Genomic DNA, 19,704 nt, shown 5'->3' on the forward strand with positions numbered 1-19,704 from the left:
TAAATGAAAAATTTCAAAAAAATTATTTTAATATTTTTTTATTCATTAATTTTTTTTTCAAACGCTATAGCAATTGAAAATAAGATTCTCTTTAAAGTGAATAATGAAATCATTACATCTATAGATATATTAACTGAGCTAAAATACCTTGGTACGATTAATAATGATCTCAACAAAATGCCAAAAAAACAGGCATTTGAAATTGCGAAAAAATCTTTAATTAGAGAAAAAATTAAAGAGATTGAGTTAAAAAAAATTTTTAAAGAAATTATAATTGAAGACAAATTTTTAAATAATTTATTAGTAAATCATTTTGAATCAGATGAGATAAAAAGTATTTATGATTTTGAAAAATATTTTCTTTTATTGGATATCAGTCCTAATTTAATTAAAAAAAAAATTAGTATAGAGGTGATGTGGAACCAATTTATTTTTAACAAGTTTAATCAAAACGTCAAAATTAACAAAGAAATTATCAAGAATGAACTTTTAACTAAAGATAAACAAAACGAGTATTTACTTTCAGAGATTTTTTTTACCATAAATGAAAATGAAATATTAGATAAAAAAACAAATTTATTGGAAAAAGAAATAAATGACAAAGGTTTTTCTCAAACTGCACTAATATATAGTGTTTCTAATACAGCTAACAAAGGTGGCAAATTAGGATGGGTAAAAGAGACAATAATGAGTCCAAAAATTAAAAAAATTATTAAACAAATTAAAATTAACAACTACACCAAACCTATAGTCTTACCAGGTGGTTTTTTAATTTTAAAGATTGAAGATATAAGAGAAACAGATAATGATTTTGATTTAAATTCTGAAATAGATAAAATAGTTATAAAAAAAACTAATGAACAATTAAATCAATTCTCAAATATTTATTTTAATAAGATTAAAAAAAATATTATAATAAATGAATTATAACCCAATTTTAATAGTAACAGGTGAACCAAATAGTGTTTTTTTAGAAATTTTTTTTAAGGTTCAAAAAAAGTATAAAATTATAAATCCAGTAATTTTAATTTCATCTAATAAATTATTAAGTATGCAAATGCAAAAATTAAAATTTAAAAAAAAAATTAAACTTTTAAATCCCTCAAAATTAAATGAATACAACCTTGATAATAAAACAATAAATTTGATAAATGTTGATTACAATCCTGATCGTGCATTTGAAAAAATATCAAATAAATCAAATATTTTTATTGAAAATTCTTTTAATTTGGCATTTAAGATAATAAAAAAATTTAAAATTTCCAAATTTATTAACGGTCCTATCTCAAAAAAAAGTTTTTTAAATAAAAAATTTTTAGGAATTACAGAATATATTTCAAAGAAATTTAAGACAAACAAAACATGTATGTTAATTTACAACAAAGAACTTTCGGTCTGCCCAATCACAACTCATTTACCTTTAAAATTAGTTGCAAAAGAAATAAGCAAAAAAGCTATCATTGAAAAAATATCTCTAATTAGCTCTTTTTATAAAAAAAGATTTAATCAAAGACCTAAAATTGCAATTTTAGGTCTTAATCCTCACTGTGAAAGTGTACATCATTATGACGAAGATGAAAAAATTATTAAACCTTCTATAAAATATTTAAGTAATAAACATAATTTATCAGGGCCATATTCGGCAGATACGATATTTTTAAAAGAAAATAGAAAGAAATTTGATGTTATAGTTGGCATGTATCACGATCAAGTACTCACACCATTAAAGACATTATTCGAATATGATGCAATAAACATTACTTTGGGCTTACCATTTATAAGAATTTCACCTGATCATGGTCCAAATGAAAAAATGTTAGGTCAAAATAAATCAAATTCTACAAGTTTGTTAAAAGCTATACAATTCTTGGATAAAAATTGATTTACGCCAAGAAAAGTTTAGGTCAAAATTTTCTAACAGACAGAAATATTTTAGAAAAAATTGTAAATGTGACTGCAATTAAAAACAAAATTATATTTGAAGTTGGACCAGGAACTGGCAATTTAACATCTTTTATTCTTAAGAATAAACCCAAGAAAGTATTTGTTATTGAAAAAGATAATGATTTAGCAGAAAAACTTAATATTAATTTTGGTAATCAGTTAATTGTCATTAACGATGATATTTTAAATATTAATGAAAATTTATTATTCGATGATAAAGTTACCGTATTTGGTAATTTGCCATACAACATATCCACTGAGATATTAAGTAAATGGATAATTAACTTAAAAGATAATTTTTGGTTTGATCATCTTATTCTCATGTTTCAAAAAGAAGTTGCTGAGAGAATAATTTCAACTTTTAATAAATCAACTTATGGAAGATTGTCAATTTTGGCTAATTGGAAATTAAATGTAAAAAAAATCTGTGATATTAAACCTAAGTCTTTCTCTCCAAGACCAAAAATTGATAGTTCCTTATTATTTTTTACTCCTAAAAAAAATTTTTTTAAGTTAAAAAATCCAAAAAACCTAGAAAAAGTTACTAGAATATTTTTTAGTCAGCGAAGGAAAATGTTAAAAAAACCTTTTAATCAATTATTTAATGGCGATAAAAAAATAATAGATAAGCTTAAAATTGATTTAAATTTAAGACCACAAAATTTAGACTTTGATACTTATTACAAATTAACTGATGAATATGAAAAATTAAGAAGTTAACTTACTTACATGGCTTCTAATATATTCTAAATCATAATCCTTTGAACCATTATTAATTTCAGCTTCAATAAGATTTTTTATTTTAGAAAAACATTTTTCTAGATTATCATTTATAACTACATAATCATAATTTATCCAATGTAAGACGTCTCTTTCAAATTGCTTCATTCTTTCTTCGGCAATTAATTTATCTTTCATATCTCTATTGGATAGTCTTTCAAATAATTCTTCTTTGCTTGGAGGGAGTATAAAAAAAGTAATTAACTTGTAATCTAGTTTTTTATTCTTGATTTGGTCTGCTCCCTGCCAATCAATATCAAATAAAATATTTTTACCTTTATCTAATTTATCAATTACTGGTGTTCTAGTTGTTCCATAAAAATTATTAAAAACTTTTGCATATTCAAGAAACTCTTCATTTTTAATCAGTCTCCTAAACTCATCTTCATTTACAAAGAAATAATCTTTATTAGATAATTCATTAGGTCTTGGTTGACGTGTAGTGTGAGAAATAGAGATTTCAAAATTATCTAGAGAAGATAACTTTTTTACCAATGTAGTTTTACCGGCTCCTGATGGAGAAGATAAAACTATCATTACCCCATCATTATGTGAGGGCATAAAAGTAATTAGTTAGCTTTACCTTCGATAAACTTAACTGCATCTCCCACAGTTAAAATTTTCTCTGCTTCGCTATCTGAAATTTCAGATCCAAATTCTTCTTCAAAAGCCATCACCAACTCAACTGTATCTAAACTATCAGCACCTAAATCATCTATAAAACTAGATTCTTCATTTACTTTTGCCTCATCGATACCTAGGTGATCTGCTACAATTTTTTTTACTTTACTTGAAACATCTTCTGACATATTGATCCTTTTTGTTATAAATTCTTATTAGTTTAAAAAGCTATTTTGTCAAGCCATATACATGCCTCCATTAACATGTAATGTCTCGCCATTTATATAATCAGACTGATTTGAGCTCAAAAATAATACCGCATTTGCAATATCATCTGGTTCACCTAGGCGAGCAGACGGTATTTTTGATACAATAACCTCTTTGAATTTCTCATCAATTTTATCTGTCATCGCTGTCTTAATAAATCCTGGTGAAATACAATTTATATTAATGTTTTTTTTAGCATATTCTATTGCAAGACTTTTTGACATAGCAACAATCCCAGCTTTTGATGCTGTATAGTTTGCTTGACCCAAATTTCCAGTATGACCTACTACTGAAGTAATATTTACAATTTTTCCAGATTTATTCTTAAGCATCTTTTTAATAGCAAATTTACTCATTAAGAAAGTTGAAGTTAAGTTTATATTTATAACTTTTTGCCATTCTTCCAAACCCATTCTAATAGCAAGGTTGTCTTGAGTTATTCCAGCATTATTTATTATGCCATCTAAACTTCCACCTAATTCATTAGTTGCATTTTCAATAAACTCTTCGATTTTATTACTTTGTGAGATATCAAATTTTAATATTTTAATATTTTTGAAATTTTTTTTAAGTTCTTCTAGCTTTTCAATTCTAGTCCCTGAGGCCAAGATATTTGCACCTGCTTCATTCAATTTTTTAATTATAGAATTTCCTATTCCACCTGATGCACCTGTTACAATAATATTTTTACTTTCTAAATTAGTCATATTTTTAAACCTTCAATATCTCCTTGATTATTAATAGTGTCTATTTTAACCTCCTTATTAATTCTTTTAACTAAACCTGATAAAACTTTGCCTGGGCCTATTTCAATAAAATGATTAATATCATTATTAATCATATTGATTACACTTTCTCTCCATCTTACTCTATTTTCAATTTGTTTAATTAATAAATCCTTTAGCTCATCAGTGTTTAGTATTTCTTTTGCAGTTACGTTTGAGATCAGTTTATTGTCACCATTTATAAAGTTTAATTTGTTTAATTCCCCACTCATAATCTTAGTAGCCTTACTCATCAAGCTGCAGTGAAAAGGTGCACTTACGGGTAACTTAATATTCTTAATATTATTTTCTTTTAAAATTATAATTAATTTATCTAAATCTTCTATTTTTCCACTTAGTACAATTTGACCTTCAGAGTTATCATTGGCAATTTGAGCATTAAAATTTTGTTCATTTTCTTTTAATATTTGTTCAATTATTTCAACCGTTGAACCTAATACTGCAACCATTCCGCCCTGCCCTTTGGGAACTGAATTTTGCATTGCATCTCCTCTTATTCTTAAGATTTTTAAAGTATCGGAAAAACTTAAGTATCCTGCACACGATAAAGCAGAGTATTCACCCAAAGAATGTCCAGCAAAATATTTTGCTTTACTCAAATCAATGTTAAATTCTTTTTTAATTACATTAAAAATTGAATAGCTAATTATAAAGATTGCTGGCTGAGTATTTACTGTTAAGTCTAACTCGTCTTTAGGGCCCTCTAGTATAAGCTTGGATATAGAAAAATTTAGCGTATCGTCAGCTTCTTTAAAGAGGTTTTTAACAATATCAAACCTATCAAAGAATTCCTTTCCCATACCAACCATTTGAGAACCTTGACCTGGAAAAATTACTGAAAACATATAAAAAAAACTATCTATTTTGCCTTTTTAACTATTGTAATTGAACATTTATAATAGTATATCCTCACTTTTTATTAAAGAACTTAAATGAATTTATACGAACATACTATTATAGCTAGACAAGATACTTCACCGAGTGAAATTAAACAATTAACGGAAAAATATTCTAAAATTGTTGAGAAAAATCAAGGTGAAATTGTTAAAACTGAAAATTGGGGTTTACTCAACTTATCGTATTTAATTAAGAAGAATAAAAAAGGTAGCTACATTCACTTTAAGATCAAAGGTAAAGGAAATTTAATTGATGAGTTAGAAAAAAATGAAGCAATTGATAAAAAATTATTAAGATACTTAACGGTTAAAGTTAAAAAATTTGATCTAGAAGCTAATTACTTTGGTAAAAGAGAAGATGAAGATAAAAAAGAAAGTTACAAAAATTAATTATGCCTAAAAGACAAAGTGGAAATAAAAAAGGTAAGCAAAGTAACTTTGCGAAATTAAGCATCTTTCAACCGAATAAATATAAATTTAAAAAAACATGCCCATTATCAGCAAAAGGTGCTCCTGCTGTTGACTATAAAAACGTAAGACTTTTAAAGAAATATATGTCTGAAAACGGAAAAATTTTACCTTCAAGAATTACTAATGTTTCTCAAAAAAAACAAAGAGAATTATCTCTTTCAATCAAAAGAGCTAGAAACTTAGCATTAATATAGAAATGAAAGTTATTTTATTAGAAAACGTAAAGAGGATTGGTTCTATTGGTGAAGTGATAGACGTTAAAAGAGGCTATGCTAGAAATTTTTTAATTGCTAACAAAAAAGCTTTATATGCTTCAAAAGAAAATATTTCAGAAGTTGAAAAAATAAAAGCTGATTTATCAAAAAAAGATAGTGAAAAGAAAAAAGAGGCTACACAAATTTCAGAACAAATTAATGGCAAAGAATATGTGGTCAAAAAATTAAGTACTGAAAATAATGAATTATATGGTTCAGTTAAACCAACTGAAATCTCAAAACTTATTCAAGATGAAAACAAAATTGATATTAAACCTTCAATGATACAACCAGTTGAAGAAATTAAATCTTTAGGTAAATTTAAAGTAAAAGTTTCTTTGCACTCAGAAGTTGATGCTGAAATCACAATCAGTGTTACATCAACTGACACGATCCAATAATTATACATTCTTTTCCCCAATAGTTTTTAGTAATTTTAATTAAAGAATAATTCTGTAAATTAATATTTATGGAAAACAATTTAAGTATCGTTAAAGATCAATTCAAGGAATTACCAAATAACATTGAAGCTGAACAAGCAGTCATAGGATCTATTTTAGTTAGTAACGACATCTTTGATGAAATTAGTACAATAATTTCTAGTATTAATTTTCATGATCCAATGCATCAAAAAATTTTTGAGGCAATTGAAAGTTTAATTTACAAAGGAATGCTTGCAAATCCTATTACTCTTAAAAATTATTTTGAAGATGAAAAAGATGATCTAAATGTTCCAGAATATTTAGTAAAGATCACAAAATTTTCTACATCAGTTCGTCAAGCAGTTGAGTATTCAAAAATAATTTATGACATGTTTGTAAGACGTGAGTTAATTAAAATTTCAGAGCAAACCATTGATAGTGCAAAACTAAATGAATTAGACACCAATGGTCAAACTATTATTGAAAATTCAGAAAGACTTTTATTTGACTTGGCAGAAAAAGGATCTTTTAATTCTTCACTGGTCAAGTTTGATGAGGCAATGAAACAAACCATTGAAATGGCATCTGCTGCTTATAAAAATGAAGAAGGTATTGTGGGTGTTCCTACAGGGCTTAGAGATCTAGATGATAAACTTGGTGGCCTTCATCAATCAGATTTGATCATCATTGCTGGGCGTCCTTCAATGGGTAAGACATCACTTGCAACTAATATTGCATTTAATGCAGCGCAAAAGTTACAAGACAGTGGTAAAAAATCTTCAATTGCTTTCTTTTCATTGGAAATGTCTTCTGAACAGCTTTCTACAAGAATTATTTCTGAACAAGCAAGAATTAGCTCAAATGATATAAGAAGAGGTAGGATTTCAGATGAACAGTTTGATAAATTTTTAGAAACTTCAAAAAATATTTCTGAACTTCCGTTATATATTGATGAAACCCCAGCAATTAGTATTGCTGCAATGAGTAATAGAGCCAGAAGAATAAAAAGATTATTTGGTCTTGATATGGTTGTAGTTGATTACATTCAACTAATGAGAGGAACCACATTTAATAAAGATGGAAGAGTTCAAGAAATATCACAAATTACTCAAGGTTTAAAAGCAATTGCAAAAGAATTGGCTGTTCCAGTTGTTGCTCTTTCTCAACTATCAAGACAAGTTGAACAAAGAGATGATCACAAACCTCAACTAGCAGATTTGAGAGAGTCTGGTTCAATTGAACAGGATGCTGATGTTGTAATGTTTGTATACAGAGAAGGATACTATCTATCAAGAAAAGAACCGCGAGAAGCCACCGTTGAACATGCTGAATGGCAAGCAAAAATGAATGAAGTTGCTCACTTAGCTCAAATTATAATTGGGAAACAACGACACGGCCCAATAGGCAATGTAACTCTTGAGTTTGAAGAGAGATTTACTAAATTTAAAGATACTCAAATTAATTAAATTCAAATATAAAAGAGCTAATGTTTGCTCAATTTTATCAAAATGAAGTTTTAAAAAACCCAAAAACAGTATTTATTTTACTAGTTATCGCAATTTTAAGTTTTGGATATTATTCGAAAGATTTTAGGTTAGATGCTTCATCTGAAACATTATTGATAGAAGGTGACCCTGACTTAGCCTATTTACAAGAAGTAACTGAAAGATATGGGTCAAAAGACTTTTTGGTTCTTACTTATACTCCAAATGAAGGGATGGTTACTGATAATTCTATTAATAATCTTTTAAGTTTAAAATATAAAATTCAAAGTTTAAATTGGGTGCATAGTGTAATTACTCTTTTAGATATACCTCTTTTAGAAAATTCTGATGCTCCTTTACAAGAACGATTAGAAAGTTTCAAAACTTTAAAAGATGAAGATGTAGATAAAGATCGTGGATTTAAAGAAATATTAAATAGTCCTGTTTTTAGAAATTTTGTAATTAGTGAAAATGGAAATACAAGTGGAATTATTGTTAATATTAAAGAAAATAAAAAATTAGAAAATATTGAAAATTTATCAAAAGACGAAATTGAATCTTACAAAGATAATATTAAAAAACAAAATCATAAAAATATATTAGAAATTAGACAAGTTATCCAAAGTTATAGTGATGTTGGTAAAATTTATCTTGGTGGAATTCCAATGATAGCTGACGACATGATGACTTTCATTAAAAGCGATATTGTAGTTTTTGGATTAGGTGTTTTGTTATTTATAGTTGTAACTTTATGGTTTGTTTTTAGAAAATTAATATGGATTATTGTTCCAATTAGCAGCTGCTTATTTTCAGTAGTGATTATGATGGGGTTACTTGGAATTCTTGGTTGGAAAGTAACAGTTATATCCTCAAATTTTATAGCTTTGATGCTGATCTTAACAATGGCAATGAATATTCATATGAGTACTCGTTTTCTTCAGTTAAGAAAAGATCACCCTACTAAAAATAATTTTGAAATTATATCTCTAACAACCAACAAAATGTTTTGGCCTATCTTATACACTGTCTTAACAACTGTGTTTGCTTTTTTATCTTTAATCTTTAGTGGTATTAAACCAATTATTGATTTTGGTTGGATGATGACATTTGGCTTAGTCACTTCATTTATAATTACTTTTACTCTGCTTCCAACTCTTTTAAACTTTGCCCCTACAAAAAATATTTCTCTTAAGAAAGAACAAGATTCTAAAATTACAAGTTTTTTGGGCTTAGTTTCGATAAACAATAAAAATATAATTTTTGGATTAACAGGTGTGGTCATTATTTTAAGTGTGATTGGTATAAGTAAACTTGAAGTTGAAAATAGTTTCATCAATTACTTTAATAAAAATACTGAAATCTACAAAGGCATGAAACTTATAGATGAAGAATTAGGTGGCACTACCCCACTAGAGGTAATTTTAAAATTTCCAAATATTGAAAGTGAAAAAAAAACAACTGAGGATGATGAATTTGAAGACTGGGAAGATGAAGAAGAGGCTGATGATGAAAAATATTGGTTCACAAAGGATAAAATTGATAAAATATCCTCTGTTCATAATTATTTAGATAACCTTCCACAAGTTGGTAAGGTTTTATCTTTTTCTTCTATTATAGATGTTGCAACTCAATTAAATAACAACAAACCCCTTGGTACTTTGGAAATGGGTGTTTTGTATTCCAAAATTCCAGAGAGTATTAAAACAGAAATAATTGATCCTTATTTATCTATTGAAAATAATGAAGCTCGGATAAGTTTAAGAATTATCGACTCTCAAGAAAATTTAAGAAGAAATGATTTAATTAATAAAATAAGTTTTGACCTTAAAAATAAAATTGGTTTAAATGAAAATGAATTTAAACTTGCTGGAGTTTTAATTCTATTTAATAATTTACTACAAAGTTTATTTAAGTCTCAGATTTTAACCTTAGGGCTTGTGATGATTGGGATTTTTTCTATGTTTATAGTTTTGTTTAGAAACATAAAATTATCTTTAATTGGTGTTGTGCCTAATTTTATTGCAGCTTTTTTTATTTTGGGAATTATAGGACTTCTTGGAATTCCATTAGATATGATGACCATTACTATTGCAGCAATTACAATTGGTATAGCTGTAGATAATAGCATTCACTATATTTATAGATTTAAAGAGGAATTTAGTAGCATCAAAGATTACAATGAAACTTTAAAGAAATGTCACTCAACCGTTGGGGTTGCAATATTAAATACATCAATAACTATTGTTTTTGGTTTTTCAATTTTAGTGCTATCTAAATTTATTCCAACAATTTATTTTGGAATGTTTACAGGGCTTGCAATGTTGCTTGCTATGATATCAGTGTTAACTTTATTACCTGCTTTAATTTTAATAATAAAACCTTTCGGAAAATAATTTTGTGATTGATGTTTTAAAAGATTTTTATGATGCAGTATCTATCATAGACCTTATATATCTTATCATTACTATATTATCTCTCATAACCTGTTACAAAAAAGGTTTTGTCTTAAGTATTTTATCTATGGCTAAATGGTTGCTTGCTTATGTGATTACTCTTATTTTATTTCCTAGAGTAAAACCATATTTTGAGGATATTATTGATAGCGAGTATGTTTTAGATGTAAGTCTTGGAATTGCTATTTTTGTGGTAGTAATTTTTTTAGTATTACTTGTTAATAAAGGAATAAGTAAAGCTGTTAGTTATACTGGTATTGGCGGACTAGACACTACCTTTGGATTCTTTTTTGGTTTTATTAGAGCGTATATAATTTCAGTTTGCATATTCTCTGCCGTTCATATTGTCTATAATTACGATAAATGGCCTATTAATATGGATCAATCATACGTCTTTCCTTACATTGAAAAAGGTAGTAATTATCTCATAAAAGAGTTTCCTAATGAAAAAACATATCAAGATTCTAAAGAAAAAATTGAAGAACTTTGATCCTAAATTAAAAGAAGAATGTGGTGTATTTGGTATTAGCAATGCAAAAGATGCTTCTGCTTTAACTGCCCTTGGCCTTCATGCTCTTCAACACCGTGGTCAAGAAGGTTGTGGAATAGTTTCTTTTGATGGTGAAAAATATTACTCAGAAAAAAGATTTGGCTTAGTTGGAGACAACTTTAATAAGGAAAAAGTTCTTAGAAACCTTAAGGGAAACCATGCTATTGGCCATAATAGATACAGCACAACTGGTGAAAATACATTAAGAAACATACAGCCTTTTTTTGCAGACACTAATGCAGGTGGAATTGGAGTTGCTCATAATGGAAACTTAACGAACTCTATTGCACTTAGAAATAAACTTGTTGAAGATGGAGCTATTTTTTACTCGACATCTGATACAGAAACTATTGTTCAATTAATTGCAAAATCTAAACGGCCCAAGACAATTGATAAAGTGGTAGATGCAGTGTTTCAAATTCAAGGAGGATATGCCTTAGTGATGTTAACACAAAATTCCTTAATTGGAGTTAGAGATCCATTTGGGATTAGACCGCTTGTTATTGGAAAGCTAGGTAATAGCTATGTACTTGCATCAGAAACTTGTGCGTTGGATATTATTGGTGCTAAATTTGTAAGGGATGTTGAAAATGGAGAAATTGTTTTAATTGAAAATGATAAGTTAGAAAGTATCAAGCCCTACCCCCAAAAAAAGTAAGACCATGTGTCTTTGAATATATTTATTTTGCAAGACCTGACAGTATTCTTGACGGTAAAACTGCTTACGAACATAGAAAAAATATTGGAGTTGAGCTTGCTAAAGAAAATGATATTGAAGCAGATATAGTGGTTCCTGTTCCAGATAGTGGCAATGCAGCTGCTCTGGGTTTCGCTCAACATTTAAAGATAAATTATGAACATGGTTTAATTAGAAACCATTATGTAGGAAGAACATTTATTGAACCAAGTCAAAAAATTAGAAGCTTAGGTGTTAAGTTAAAATTAAATGCAAATCAAACAACTATTAAAGATAAACGAATTATTTTAATTGATGACTCTCTTGTAAGAGGAACTACCTCTCATAAAATTGTTAAAATGCTATATGATGCAGGTGCTAAAGAAGTGCATGTTAAAATTGCCTGTCCTGAAATTAGATATCCTGATTTTTATGGCGTGGATACTCCAACTAAAAAAGAATTGTTAGCAGCCAACAAAACTAATGATGAAATTTGTGAGTATATTGGAGCAAAATCTTTAAAATTCTTATCGCTCGAAGGGTTATATCAAGCAATTGGTTTTGATAAAAGAAACGATACTTACCCTCAACTTACCGATCATTATTTTACTGGAGATTACCCAGTAAAACCTATCGATCAATTAGGTGATAATAAGATAACTCAGTTATCCTTATTAAGCACTGCATCAAATAATTAGATATGAAGACGGTTAATTTTACTGAAATGAAAGATGGAACTAAAGAAGAATACTTAATGCTCGATAAACATGAGCAGAATTATATCAACGGAACTGCAGATAGAATTTTAAAGTTTATGGGTGGATTGAACGCAACTTTAGAAGGATACAAAATAACAAGACTTGAACACTCTCTTCAAACAGCAACTCGAGCTTTCAAAGATAAAGCAAATGAAGAAATGGTAGTTGCAGCTTTGCTTCATGATATTGGTGATGAATTAGCACCCCTTAATCACTCTGAGTATGCTGCTTCAGTTTTAAAACCATATGTAAGTAATAAAACTCATTGGATAGTTGAAAAACATGGTGAATTTCAAATGTATTATTATGCCCATCATTTAGGTAAAAATAAAAACCAAAGAGATAAATACAAAGACCACCCTTACTATCAGGATGCTTTAAATTTTTGTGAAAAGTGGGACCAAGCATCTTTTGATCCTGATTATAAAAATATGAGTTTAGAAGATTTTACACCAATGGTTAAAAAAATATTTTCTAGAAAACCATATTCTTTACTTTAAAATTAATAATAAGCTATAATTTAAAAAATGATTAAAACTAAAGAACAAATTATTGAATATTTTAGATCTGGAGTTAAAGAAACTAAAGATTTTAAGATTGGAATTGAGCATGAAAAATTTTTGTTTAGTAATATCAATAATAAAAGAATTGATTATTCAAAAATTAAAGAGATGTTTGCTGCTCTTTTAGAATTTGGCTGGAACCCTATTTTAGAAAAAGAAAATATAATTGGACTTAATAAGGGTGGTAAAAATATCACTCTTGAGCCTGGTAACCAAATAGAGTTATCGGGAGATAAACTAAATCATATTCATGAAGCATGTGCTGAGTCTCAAGATTATCTATTTGAATTAAGACAAGTTACTCAAAAGTTAGATATCAATATTGTAAGTGCTGGATTTGATCCCATCTCTAAATTAAATGAAATTCCAAATAACCCAAAACAAAGATATGAGTTAATGACGAAAGATATGCCTTTAGGAGGAGAGCTGAGTTTAGATATGATGTATCGAACTTGTGGCACGCAACTAAACATAGATTATAATTCTGAAGAAGATTTTATAAAAAAATTTAAAATTGTTAACTCCATAGTTCCAATTTCTATCGCTTTATTTGCAAACTCAGCAATTGTTGAAAAGAAAAAAAGCAATTATTTATCTTATAGATCTAAAGTTTGGCAAAGTACTTCTCGGGGAGGTCTTCCTAAATTATTTTTTGAAGATTTAAGCTTTGAAAAATATGCTGAATTTATAATAAATTTTCCAATTTTGTTTATTCAACATGAAGGGGAGTATATTTCTGGAAGAAAATACACTTTCAAAAACTTTATGGAGGGTAAAATTGATGAGATTGGAAACCGACTACCGACTGAAAGTGATTTAACTACTCACTTAAGTACAATTTTCACAGAAAATAGATTAAAGAAGTACATTGAACTTAGATCAATGGATACATGTGGTTGGGATTGTCTATGTTCAGGACCCGCTTTCAATATCGGAATGTTATATGGTAATTTAAATGAAGTGTATGAGTTAATTTCAGCTTGGGACAAAGATAAAATTATTAATGCTTATCTTGAGGCTCCTCAAAAAGGATTTAACACTCAGCTAATGGGTAAAGATCTTCTTTATTGGGCAGGAACATTGTTAGATTTATCTAAAAAAGGATTAGAAAACAGAGATATTCTAAATAAACATGGTAAAAATGAAACCTTATTTTTAAATCATTTACAAAAAGTAATTGATAATAAAGCAACTAATGCAGATCATATGATTAGTAAATTTTCTAAAACTGAAGATTTAAGTGAATTATATGACAAATAAAATCGTTGCTATTCAAGGAAATCACCCCTCAAAACTAAATCCAAAAACAGATACAAGTGTTTTTCTTGCTCATGAAATTCAAAACAAAAATTACAAAATATTTTATTATGATCCAAAAGAATTATCAGTAATAAATTCTGAAGTAATAGCCTCAGGATTTTTTATAAAGTTTGATTATAAAGATAAAAATTTTTTTAAAATCCAAAAAAAACAAAAGTTAGCTCTTACAAAATGTAAATTTATTCTAATTCGTCAAGATCCCCCTTTTAATCTAGAGTATATTTCAACAACTTACATTCTGGATACAATTAAAGATAAAGTTAAAATTTTAAATAATCCTACTTCAATTAGAAATATATCTGAAAAACTATATTCAGTTCGATATCAAAAATTTATGCCAAGCACTATTTTTACTCAAAATATAAGTGAAATTAAAAACTTTTTTAAGACACATAAAAAAGTAATTATAAAACCTATTCATAGTTATGGAGGAAATGACATTCATCTTTTAAATAGATTTAATTCAAAATTTATTAACCAATTTATCAAAAAGCACGATCACATAATGTGTCAAAAATTTTTACCAAAAATTAGTAAAGGAGATAAAAGAGTATTCTTAATTAATGGCAAAGTATGCGGGGCTATATCTCGAGTTCCAAAAAAAGGTTCCTTTTTGAGTAATATGAGCAAGGGTGCACAGCCCATAAATGTTAAGTTAACAAAAAAAGAAAATATCATATCTATGTTGATTGCTAAGGATCTAAAAAAAGAGAATATTTATTTTGCTGGGATCGACTTTATAGATAAAAAACTTAACGGAGACATAAATGTTACTTCTCCTACAGGCTTAAAAACTTTATTTGATTTATCTGGAGTTAATCTTGCAAAAACTTTTTGGAAAAACTTGGATAAATGAGATTATCAAAAAAAAATAAATCTACCTTAGAACTACAAATTCGGATTGTAAAATTTTTGTTGTATTTAGGTCAAAAAACAATTTTTGGAAGAGGTCAATTAAGAAAAAAATTAATTGTTTTAATAAATTATATAATCGGTTATGGCTCAATTAAAGAGTCAAGATTTATTTGTAATGTAAACAGTGTTCCTTTTAATTTTTATAATGATAAACTTACTTTTATTAAAATTTATTTTGGAAGAAGTAATTTAGATGAAATAGATTTTATTAAAAAAAACTCTCCTAATAAAAGTGTTTTTATTGATATAGGATCTAACATGGGTTTTTATACTCAATTTATTGCAGCAATTATTAAAAAAAAAGACAAATAAAAATAATTTCAATAGATGCCCTACCTATCAATAATTTTAGATTAAAAGAAAATTTAAGATTACTTAAAAAAAAAATTCCTAATATTTTTTCTCTTGTAAAAATTAAAAACTGTGCTGTGGGTGACCGAAATACAAAACTGAATTTAAATTTTTCATATGGTTTGGCAAATGCATTTATAACCAAAAATAAAAAAGATATTAAAGTTAAATGTAGAAAATTAATTAATATTGTTAACGAAGAAAAGCTAAAATATATTACTAACCTAAAAATTGATATTGAAGGATATGAAGATAAAGTTTTGATTTCTTTTCTAAGAAGCTGTAAGAAGAAATTAATTCCAAAAAATATAATTCTTGAACACTCTGAAAAAAAAATATGGAAAAATAACCTTATTAAATTTCTCTTTAAATTTGGATATAGGGAAATATTTAAGAATAAATCTAATATAATATTAAATTATAAAAAATAAAAAAAATGAATAAATTATCAAATCAAAAAAAAGGTTCATTATTAGCTTTTATAGCTGTTATGCTAATAACTCCTGACTCTATTTTTATAAGACTTGCTAACATTGAAACTTGGGGAATGTTATTTTACAGAGGTGCTATTCCGTTTCTTGTTGTGCTTACTGGACTTATTTTTTTTTACAAAAATAATCTCTTAAAAGCTTTAGTTAATATTGGGTATCCTGGTATTTTTTATGTTATCAGTTTTTCAATTTGTAATATTACTTTTATAATTTCTATTCAGAATACTAATGTTGCTAATACTTTGGTAATGATTGCAATGGCACCAATGTTATCAGCTATATTAGGCAGTATCTTCCTAAAAGAAATACCTGACCTCAAGACTTGGATTGCTATAATTATAACTTTAATTTCGGTGACTTATATTTTTCATGACTCAATAGAAACAGGTAATTTTTATGGTGATTTGTTTGGTATAATTACATCTTTTGGACTGGCTTGTAACGCAGTTATTGCTCGATATGCTAAGAATAGAGATTTAGTGCCCTCAGCTGTAATCGGTAAACTTTGTGTTGCAATTTTTGCCTTCTTTTTTGTGGACTCATTTTCACTCATAGGTTCAGACTTAATAATTGTACCTTTAATGTGCATAATGTGTGTTGCAATTCCATTTGTATTGGTAACAATTGCTCCAAGATTTATTCCAGCCGAAGAAGTAAACTTATTCTTTTTGTTAGAGACTATTATTGGGCCATTCTGGGTTTGGTTGATAATTAAAGAGCAACCATCTCTTGAAACCATTCAAGGAGGTGCTGTCATAATATTAACTATCGCAATTCACTCATTTCTTAAGCTTAGAAAATCATAACTCTTAAATACATTTAACTTGATTTAGCCACAAATCAGAAATAGATCTCGAAATCATATGAACAAAGTTTTAAAAAATTCATGGGCATTATTTTTAGGTATGGGAGCTCTAATGCTTGCTTATGGGTTTCAAGGATCATTGCTTGGAGTTAGGGCAGTTAAAGAAGAATTCAGTTTAACTGCAACTGGGTTTATGATGTCTGGTTACTTTGTGGGATATTTTATTGGAGCAAAAACAATACCACAAATAATTTCTCGTGTTGGTCATATAAGGGTTTTTGCTGCTTTTGCATCTGTTGCATCTTTAGTTGTGTTGATTCACGCAGTATATGTAAGTCCTTTTATTTGGTTTTTACTAAGGGTGCTTACTGGTATTAGCATGGTTTCAATTTATACTGTTGCTGAAAGTTGGCTTAATGACAGAGCAAGTAATAAAAATAGAGGAAGTGTTTTGTCAGTCTACATGGTTATCTTATATGGTGCTATGGGGCTTGGAATGTTTTTACTTAACTTTAGTGATCCACTAAACTTGGAACCTTTCATATTAATTTCAGTCATCACTTCAGCTGCACTAATTCCAATATTGCTTACAAAAAGAAAAGCTCCAACGTTTAAAAAGATATCAACTATGTCTTTACAAGAAGCATTTAACTCGTCTCCATTTGGAATTGTCAGTTCATTTTTTTATGGAACTATTCAATCTGCGTTATTCACTCTGCTAGCTGTATACGCAACAACAATGAATTTTTCTATTTTTCAAATTTCATTAGTTACATTTATGCTTGCAGTATCAGGTGCAATCTCTCAATGGCCTATTGGAAAACTGTCAGATATGTTTGATAGAAGAAAAGTGATTATTATTGTAACTTTTGCAGCATCATTCTTTGCTTTTTGTGCAATTTTATCTTCAAGACAAATGTATTTACCAGGTCAATTAGCAACCAGTAAATTTTGGTTTTATGTTTTTTTAATTTTGTTTTCTTTTTGTAGTCTTCCAATGTTCTCTTTAATTTTAGCACATACCAATGATTTTATTCCTAAGGAAAAGTTCGTTGCAGCAGGTGCTAGTTTACAGTTTACATTTGGTATGGGTGCTATGGGTGGCCCTTTTTTATGTTCAGTATTTATGGGTTTCGTTGGACCTAATGGTTTTTTTATATTCTTAATATTTTTTCATTCTTTAATTGGAGTTTATGGACTTTATAGATCAAAAGTTAGACCTGTTGTCGAAAATCCAGATTCTCAATTCGTTGCAATGCCTCAGTCAATTACACCAGCTGGAATTGAACTAAACCCAACAACTGAGCCTATTGATGATCCTGTTAAACCATCTTTAGAACCTATAATTGAAGAAAACAAACCTAATAGTTTTTAGTATTTTAATTATTCTAAAGATTTGATCTGAGAGTAAATTTTATTTTTATTTGTTTGACCAATGGTTCGTGATAATTCTTTGCTATTTTTATAAACAACAATTGTTGTCCAATAATTAATACCTAAAGATTTTGCGATTTTTTTATCTTTTGTTTGTTCAAAGCTTAAAAATATTACATCTTTGAAATCTTGTTTGGCTTTGTCTAATATCTTTATTTGTTTAGCACAAGTTGTGCAGGTCTTGTTCCATGAGTGGATAACAACAGTTTTTCCCTCTAATTGTGATTTTTCAAAAATCTCATTAGTAAAAGTAGTTTCTTTACTTACAGCAACTGAATTAAGGCCAAATATTAAAAGTATAAAGATTAGTATATTTTTCATAATTATAAGCAATTTACACCTAGTTAATATTTCTGTAATTAAACAAATTGTCTCTATGACCTTACTTTAATAACCTAACTTTCTATCAATTTGATTAATAAGTTCCTTGTTTTCTAAATAAAGTTTGAGATTTTTAAAGAATATTTTTAACACCATTTCAATATAGTTGCCTTGACTATCTGATGAAATATGTGGTGTGATTATTAAATTTGGCGTATCCCAAAGATTAGAGTCTTTTGGTATGGGTTCGTGAGAAAATACATCTAAAATAGCACCAGCTATTTCATTTTTTTCTAATTTAATTCTTAAAGCCTCATAATCTAACACTGAGTGTCTGCCGATGTTAACAATTCCACAGGTAGATTTAAGACTATCTAGTCTGGTCTTATTAATTAATCCTTTTGTTTCTTCTGTTTCAGGAACTGCAAGATATAAAAAATCAGCACTCGGCAATACTTCGTCTATATTATCAAAAGTAATTACTTTTGAACAACCCTCAACACTTTTTCCTCTTCGATTAACCCCAATAACTTCAGCTCCAAATTTACTTATATGTTTTATCATCGAACCACCTAAAGATCCGGTTCCAACTACAACAACTTTGAAACCTTCAATAGGTTTACTTAGCAAAGTAACAAACTCTTTATTTTTTTGATTTGTAACTATTTTGGTCATTTGATTTTGAAGCATTAAGATGCTCATTAAACCAAATTCACCTGCTTTTTTAGAATGCACTCCACTACTATTAGTTAAAATCAAATCGTCTTTCATCCAATCAAAAGGAGATAGGTGATTAACTCCAGCAGAACTTACATGTATCCATTTAAGGTTTGGTGCAGTAACTTTAATATTTTCTGTTGGAAATTGCCAACCTAATAAAACATCTGCTTCTTTCATTGAAGAGACATAATTATCTTCATCCCAATCTACTAAATATTCGATCTTATCTTTAATCTCAGGAAATTGACCAAGACCTTTTTCAAATTCATCTTTAGAAATAGTGCTATGTTTTTCACCTTCTAGATCACAAGGTAAAAAACCCTCTTTCCAGTGGTTATTTCTTATATGAATTTTAACTTTTTTCATTTTTAATAACTATCTTATCTTTAATTTATTTTAATAAAAAATATATTATCATATAAT

General features: G+C 27.7%; 22 protein-coding genes and 1 pseudogene. 17 read left to right on the forward strand and 6 right to left on the reverse strand.

What is annotated here, in order from left to right; genetic code table 11:
- Nucleotides 1–3 precede the first annotated feature (3 nt).
- Genes ACIJYB_RS05090 through rsmA form a run of 3 tightly spaced genes read left to right on the forward strand, consistent with a single transcriptional unit; the run spans nt 4 to nt 2,664 of the window.
- Nucleotides 4–930: a peptidylprolyl isomerase gene (locus ACIJYB_RS05090; RefSeq protein WP_435150297.1), complete on the forward strand. Its 927-nt coding sequence runs from the start codon at nt 4–6 to the stop codon at nt 928–930.
- Nucleotides 920–1,882, forward strand: a complete 963-nt coding sequence (locus ACIJYB_RS05095) for a 4-hydroxythreonine-4-phosphate dehydrogenase PdxA (RefSeq protein WP_435150299.1) — start codon at nt 920–922, stop codon at nt 1,880–1,882. The genes ACIJYB_RS05090 and ACIJYB_RS05095 overlap by 11 nt, the downstream gene beginning before the upstream one ends.
- Nucleotides 1,879–2,664, forward strand: a complete 786-nt coding sequence (gene rsmA, locus ACIJYB_RS05100; RefSeq protein WP_435150301.1) for a 16S rRNA (adenine(1518)-N(6)/adenine(1519)-N(6))-dimethyltransferase RsmA — start codon at nt 1,879–1,881, stop codon at nt 2,662–2,664. Before ACIJYB_RS05095 ends, rsmA begins: the two co-directional genes overlap by 4 nt.
- On the opposite strand, the gene gmk is transcribed toward rsmA, so the two are convergent.
- Genes gmk through fabD form a run of 4 tightly spaced genes read right to left on the reverse strand, consistent with a single transcriptional unit; the run spans nt 2,653 to nt 5,242 of the window.
- Entirely contained in the window at nt 2,653–3,285 is a 633-nt protein-coding gene (gene gmk, locus ACIJYB_RS05105) for a guanylate kinase (RefSeq protein WP_435150303.1), read from the reverse strand. The two genes, rsmA and gmk, sit on opposite strands and share 12 nt — an antisense overlap.
- Nucleotides 3,286–3,293: 8 nt before the next feature.
- A complete protein-coding gene (locus ACIJYB_RS05110) occupies nt 3,294–3,533 on the reverse strand; it encodes an acyl carrier protein (protein WP_271497429.1) in 240 nt (79 codons plus the stop codon).
- A 48-nt stretch (nt 3,534–3,581) separates the two neighbouring features.
- Nucleotides 3,582–4,319: a 3-oxoacyl-ACP reductase FabG gene (gene fabG / locus ACIJYB_RS05115; protein ID WP_435150304.1), complete on the reverse strand. Its 738-nt coding sequence runs from the start codon at nt 4,317–4,319 to the stop codon at nt 3,582–3,584.
- On the reverse strand, nt 4,316–5,242 hold the full coding sequence (gene fabD / locus ACIJYB_RS05120; RefSeq protein ID WP_435150305.1) for an ACP S-malonyltransferase: 927 nt from the start codon (nt 5,240–5,242) through the stop codon (nt 4,316–4,318). Before fabD ends, fabG begins: the two co-directional genes overlap by 4 nt.
- Before the next feature lie 87 nt (nt 5,243–5,329).
- On the opposite strand from fabD, the gene rpsF reads away from it, so the two are divergent.
- The 14 genes and pseudogenes from rpsF (at nt 5,330) to ACIJYB_RS05190 (ending at nt 18,181) form a co-directional block, all read left to right on the forward strand.
- Nucleotides 5,330–5,683 carry a 30S ribosomal protein S6 gene (gene rpsF / locus ACIJYB_RS05125; RefSeq protein WP_435150306.1) on the forward strand — a complete coding sequence of 118 codons (354 nt, stop codon included), beginning with the start codon at nt 5,330–5,332 and terminating at the stop codon, nt 5,681–5,683.
- 2 nt (nt 5,684–5,685) lie between these two features.
- Nucleotides 5,686–5,958: a 30S ribosomal protein S18 gene (gene rpsR / locus ACIJYB_RS05130; RefSeq protein WP_435085215.1), complete on the forward strand. Its 273-nt coding sequence runs from the start codon at nt 5,686–5,688 to the stop codon at nt 5,956–5,958.
- A gap of 2 nt (nt 5,959–5,960) precedes the next feature.
- Nucleotides 5,961–6,419 carry a 50S ribosomal protein L9 gene (gene rplI, locus ACIJYB_RS05135; protein WP_435150308.1) on the forward strand — a complete coding sequence of 153 codons (459 nt, stop codon included), beginning with the start codon at nt 5,961–5,963 and terminating at the stop codon, nt 6,417–6,419.
- Nucleotides 6,420–6,487: 68 nt separating this feature from the next.
- Nucleotides 6,488–7,906 (forward strand): replicative DNA helicase, encoded by a 1,419-nt coding sequence (locus ACIJYB_RS05140; protein WP_435085218.1) that lies wholly within the window; start codon nt 6,488–6,490, stop codon nt 7,904–7,906.
- A 20-nt stretch (nt 7,907–7,926) separates the two neighbouring features.
- Nucleotides 7,927–10,317, forward strand: coding sequence for an efflux RND transporter permease subunit (locus tag ACIJYB_RS05145; RefSeq protein WP_435150309.1), 2,391 nt, complete (start codon nt 7,927–7,929; stop codon nt 10,315–10,317).
- Nucleotides 10,318–10,321: 4 nt separating this feature from the next.
- Nucleotides 10,322–10,867, forward strand: coding sequence for a CvpA family protein (locus ACIJYB_RS05150; RefSeq protein WP_435150311.1), 546 nt, complete (start codon nt 10,322–10,324; stop codon nt 10,865–10,867).
- Nucleotides 10,821–12,301 (forward strand): annotated as a pseudogene (purF, locus tag ACIJYB_RS05155) (amidophosphoribosyltransferase). The gene ACIJYB_RS05150 and the pseudogene purF overlap by 47 nt, the downstream one beginning before the upstream one ends.
- 2 nt (nt 12,302–12,303) lie before the next feature.
- Nucleotides 12,304–12,861 carry an HD domain-containing protein gene (locus tag ACIJYB_RS05160; RefSeq protein WP_435150313.1) on the forward strand — a complete coding sequence of 186 codons (558 nt, stop codon included), beginning with the start codon at nt 12,304–12,306 and terminating at the stop codon, nt 12,859–12,861.
- A 27-nt stretch (nt 12,862–12,888) separates the two neighbouring features.
- Nucleotides 12,889–14,184, forward strand: a complete 1,296-nt coding sequence (locus ACIJYB_RS05165; protein WP_435150315.1) for a glutamate--cysteine ligase — start codon at nt 12,889–12,891, stop codon at nt 14,182–14,184.
- Nucleotides 14,174–15,100 carry a glutathione synthase gene (gshB, locus tag ACIJYB_RS05170; RefSeq protein ID WP_435150316.1) on the forward strand — a complete coding sequence of 309 codons (927 nt, stop codon included), beginning with the start codon at nt 14,174–14,176 and terminating at the stop codon, nt 15,098–15,100. The genes ACIJYB_RS05165 and gshB overlap by 11 nt, the downstream gene beginning before the upstream one ends.
- Nucleotides 15,097–15,471, forward strand: a complete 375-nt coding sequence (locus tag ACIJYB_RS05175; RefSeq protein WP_435150318.1) for a hypothetical protein — start codon at nt 15,097–15,099, stop codon at nt 15,469–15,471. Before gshB ends, ACIJYB_RS05175 begins: the two co-directional genes overlap by 4 nt.
- A 26-nt stretch (nt 15,472–15,497) precedes the next feature.
- Nucleotides 15,498–15,941 (forward strand): FkbM family methyltransferase, encoded by a 444-nt coding sequence (locus tag ACIJYB_RS05180; protein WP_435152542.1) that lies wholly within the window; start codon nt 15,498–15,500, stop codon nt 15,939–15,941.
- 5 nt (nt 15,942–15,946) lie between these two features.
- Nucleotides 15,947–16,807 carry a DMT family transporter gene (locus ACIJYB_RS05185; RefSeq protein ID WP_435150320.1) on the forward strand — a complete coding sequence of 287 codons (861 nt, stop codon included), beginning with the start codon at nt 15,947–15,949 and terminating at the stop codon, nt 16,805–16,807.
- Nucleotides 16,808–16,864: 57 nt separating this feature from the next.
- Nucleotides 16,865–18,181, forward strand: coding sequence for an MFS transporter (locus tag ACIJYB_RS05190; protein ID WP_435150322.1), 1,317 nt, complete (start codon nt 16,865–16,867; stop codon nt 18,179–18,181).
- An 8-nt stretch (nt 18,182–18,189) separates the two neighbouring features.
- On the opposite strand, the gene ACIJYB_RS05195 is transcribed toward ACIJYB_RS05190, so the two are convergent.
- Both ACIJYB_RS05195 and ACIJYB_RS05200 read right to left on the reverse strand, forming a co-directional pair.
- Nucleotides 18,190–18,561 (reverse strand): TlpA family protein disulfide reductase, encoded by a 372-nt coding sequence (locus ACIJYB_RS05195; RefSeq protein ID WP_435150324.1) that lies wholly within the window; start codon nt 18,559–18,561, stop codon nt 18,190–18,192.
- A gap of 66 nt (nt 18,562–18,627) precedes the next feature.
- A complete protein-coding gene (locus ACIJYB_RS05200) occupies nt 18,628–19,647 on the reverse strand; it encodes a D-2-hydroxyacid dehydrogenase (protein ID WP_435150325.1) in 1,020 nt (339 codons plus the stop codon).
- Nucleotides 19,648–19,704 lie beyond the last annotated feature (57 nt).

It is taken from the genome of Candidatus Pelagibacter bacterium nBUS_44 (genome assembly GCF_051200895.1).
Lineage (GTDB): Bacteria > Pseudomonadota > Alphaproteobacteria > Pelagibacterales > Pelagibacteraceae > Pelagibacter.

Bases quoted from the DNA above. Each gene is read 5' to 3' on its own strand.
- ACIJYB_RS05095 (WP_435150299.1), top strand. From the start codon at position 920: ATGAATTATAACCCAATTTTAATAGTAACAGGTGAACCAAATAGTGTT.
- ACIJYB_RS05195 (WP_435150324.1), bottom strand. From the start codon at position 18,561: ATGAAAAATATACTAATCTTTATACTTTTAATATTTGGCCTTAATTCA.
- ACIJYB_RS05160 (WP_435150313.1), top strand. From the start codon at position 12,304: ATGAAGACGGTTAATTTTACTGAAATGAAAGATGGAACTAAAGAAGAA.
- ACIJYB_RS05175 (WP_435150318.1), top strand. From the start codon at position 15,097: ATGAGATTATCAAAAAAAAATAAATCTACCTTAGAACTACAAATTCGG.
- rpsR (WP_435085215.1), top strand. From the start codon at position 5,686: ATGCCTAAAAGACAAAGTGGAAATAAAAAAGGTAAGCAAAGTAACTTT.
- gshB (WP_435150316.1), top strand. From the start codon at position 14,174: ATGACAAATAAAATCGTTGCTATTCAAGGAAATCACCCCTCAAAACTA.
- ACIJYB_RS05090 (WP_435150297.1), top strand. From the start codon at position 4: ATGAAAAATTTCAAAAAAATTATTTTAATATTTTTTTATTCATTAATT.
- ACIJYB_RS05185 (WP_435150320.1), top strand. From the start codon at position 15,947: ATGAATAAATTATCAAATCAAAAAAAAGGTTCATTATTAGCTTTTATA.
- ACIJYB_RS05165 (WP_435150315.1), top strand. From the start codon at position 12,889: ATGATTAAAACTAAAGAACAAATTATTGAATATTTTAGATCTGGAGTT.
- gmk (WP_435150303.1), bottom strand. From the start codon at position 3,285: ATGCCCTCACATAATGATGGGGTAATGATAGTTTTATCTTCTCCATCA.
- ACIJYB_RS05145 (WP_435150309.1), top strand. From the start codon at position 7,927: ATGTTTGCTCAATTTTATCAAAATGAAGTTTTAAAAAACCCAAAAACA.
- ACIJYB_RS05140 (WP_435085218.1), top strand. From the start codon at position 6,488: ATGGAAAACAATTTAAGTATCGTTAAAGATCAATTCAAGGAATTACCA.
- fabD (WP_435150305.1), bottom strand. From the start codon at position 5,242: ATGTTTTCAGTAATTTTTCCAGGTCAAGGTTCTCAAATGGTTGGTATG.
- ACIJYB_RS05190 (WP_435150322.1), top strand. From the start codon at position 16,865: ATGAACAAAGTTTTAAAAAATTCATGGGCATTATTTTTAGGTATGGGA.
- rpsF (WP_435150306.1), top strand. From the start codon at position 5,330: ATGAATTTATACGAACATACTATTATAGCTAGACAAGATACTTCACCG.
- rplI (WP_435150308.1), top strand. From the start codon at position 5,961: ATGAAAGTTATTTTATTAGAAAACGTAAAGAGGATTGGTTCTATTGGT.
- ACIJYB_RS05200 (WP_435150325.1), bottom strand. From the start codon at position 19,647: ATGAAAAAAGTTAAAATTCATATAAGAAATAACCACTGGAAAGAGGGT.
- ACIJYB_RS05110 (WP_271497429.1), bottom strand. From the start codon at position 3,533: ATGTCAGAAGATGTTTCAAGTAAAGTAAAAAAAATTGTAGCAGATCAC.
- fabG (WP_435150304.1), bottom strand. From the start codon at position 4,319: ATGACTAATTTAGAAAGTAAAAATATTATTGTAACAGGTGCATCAGGT.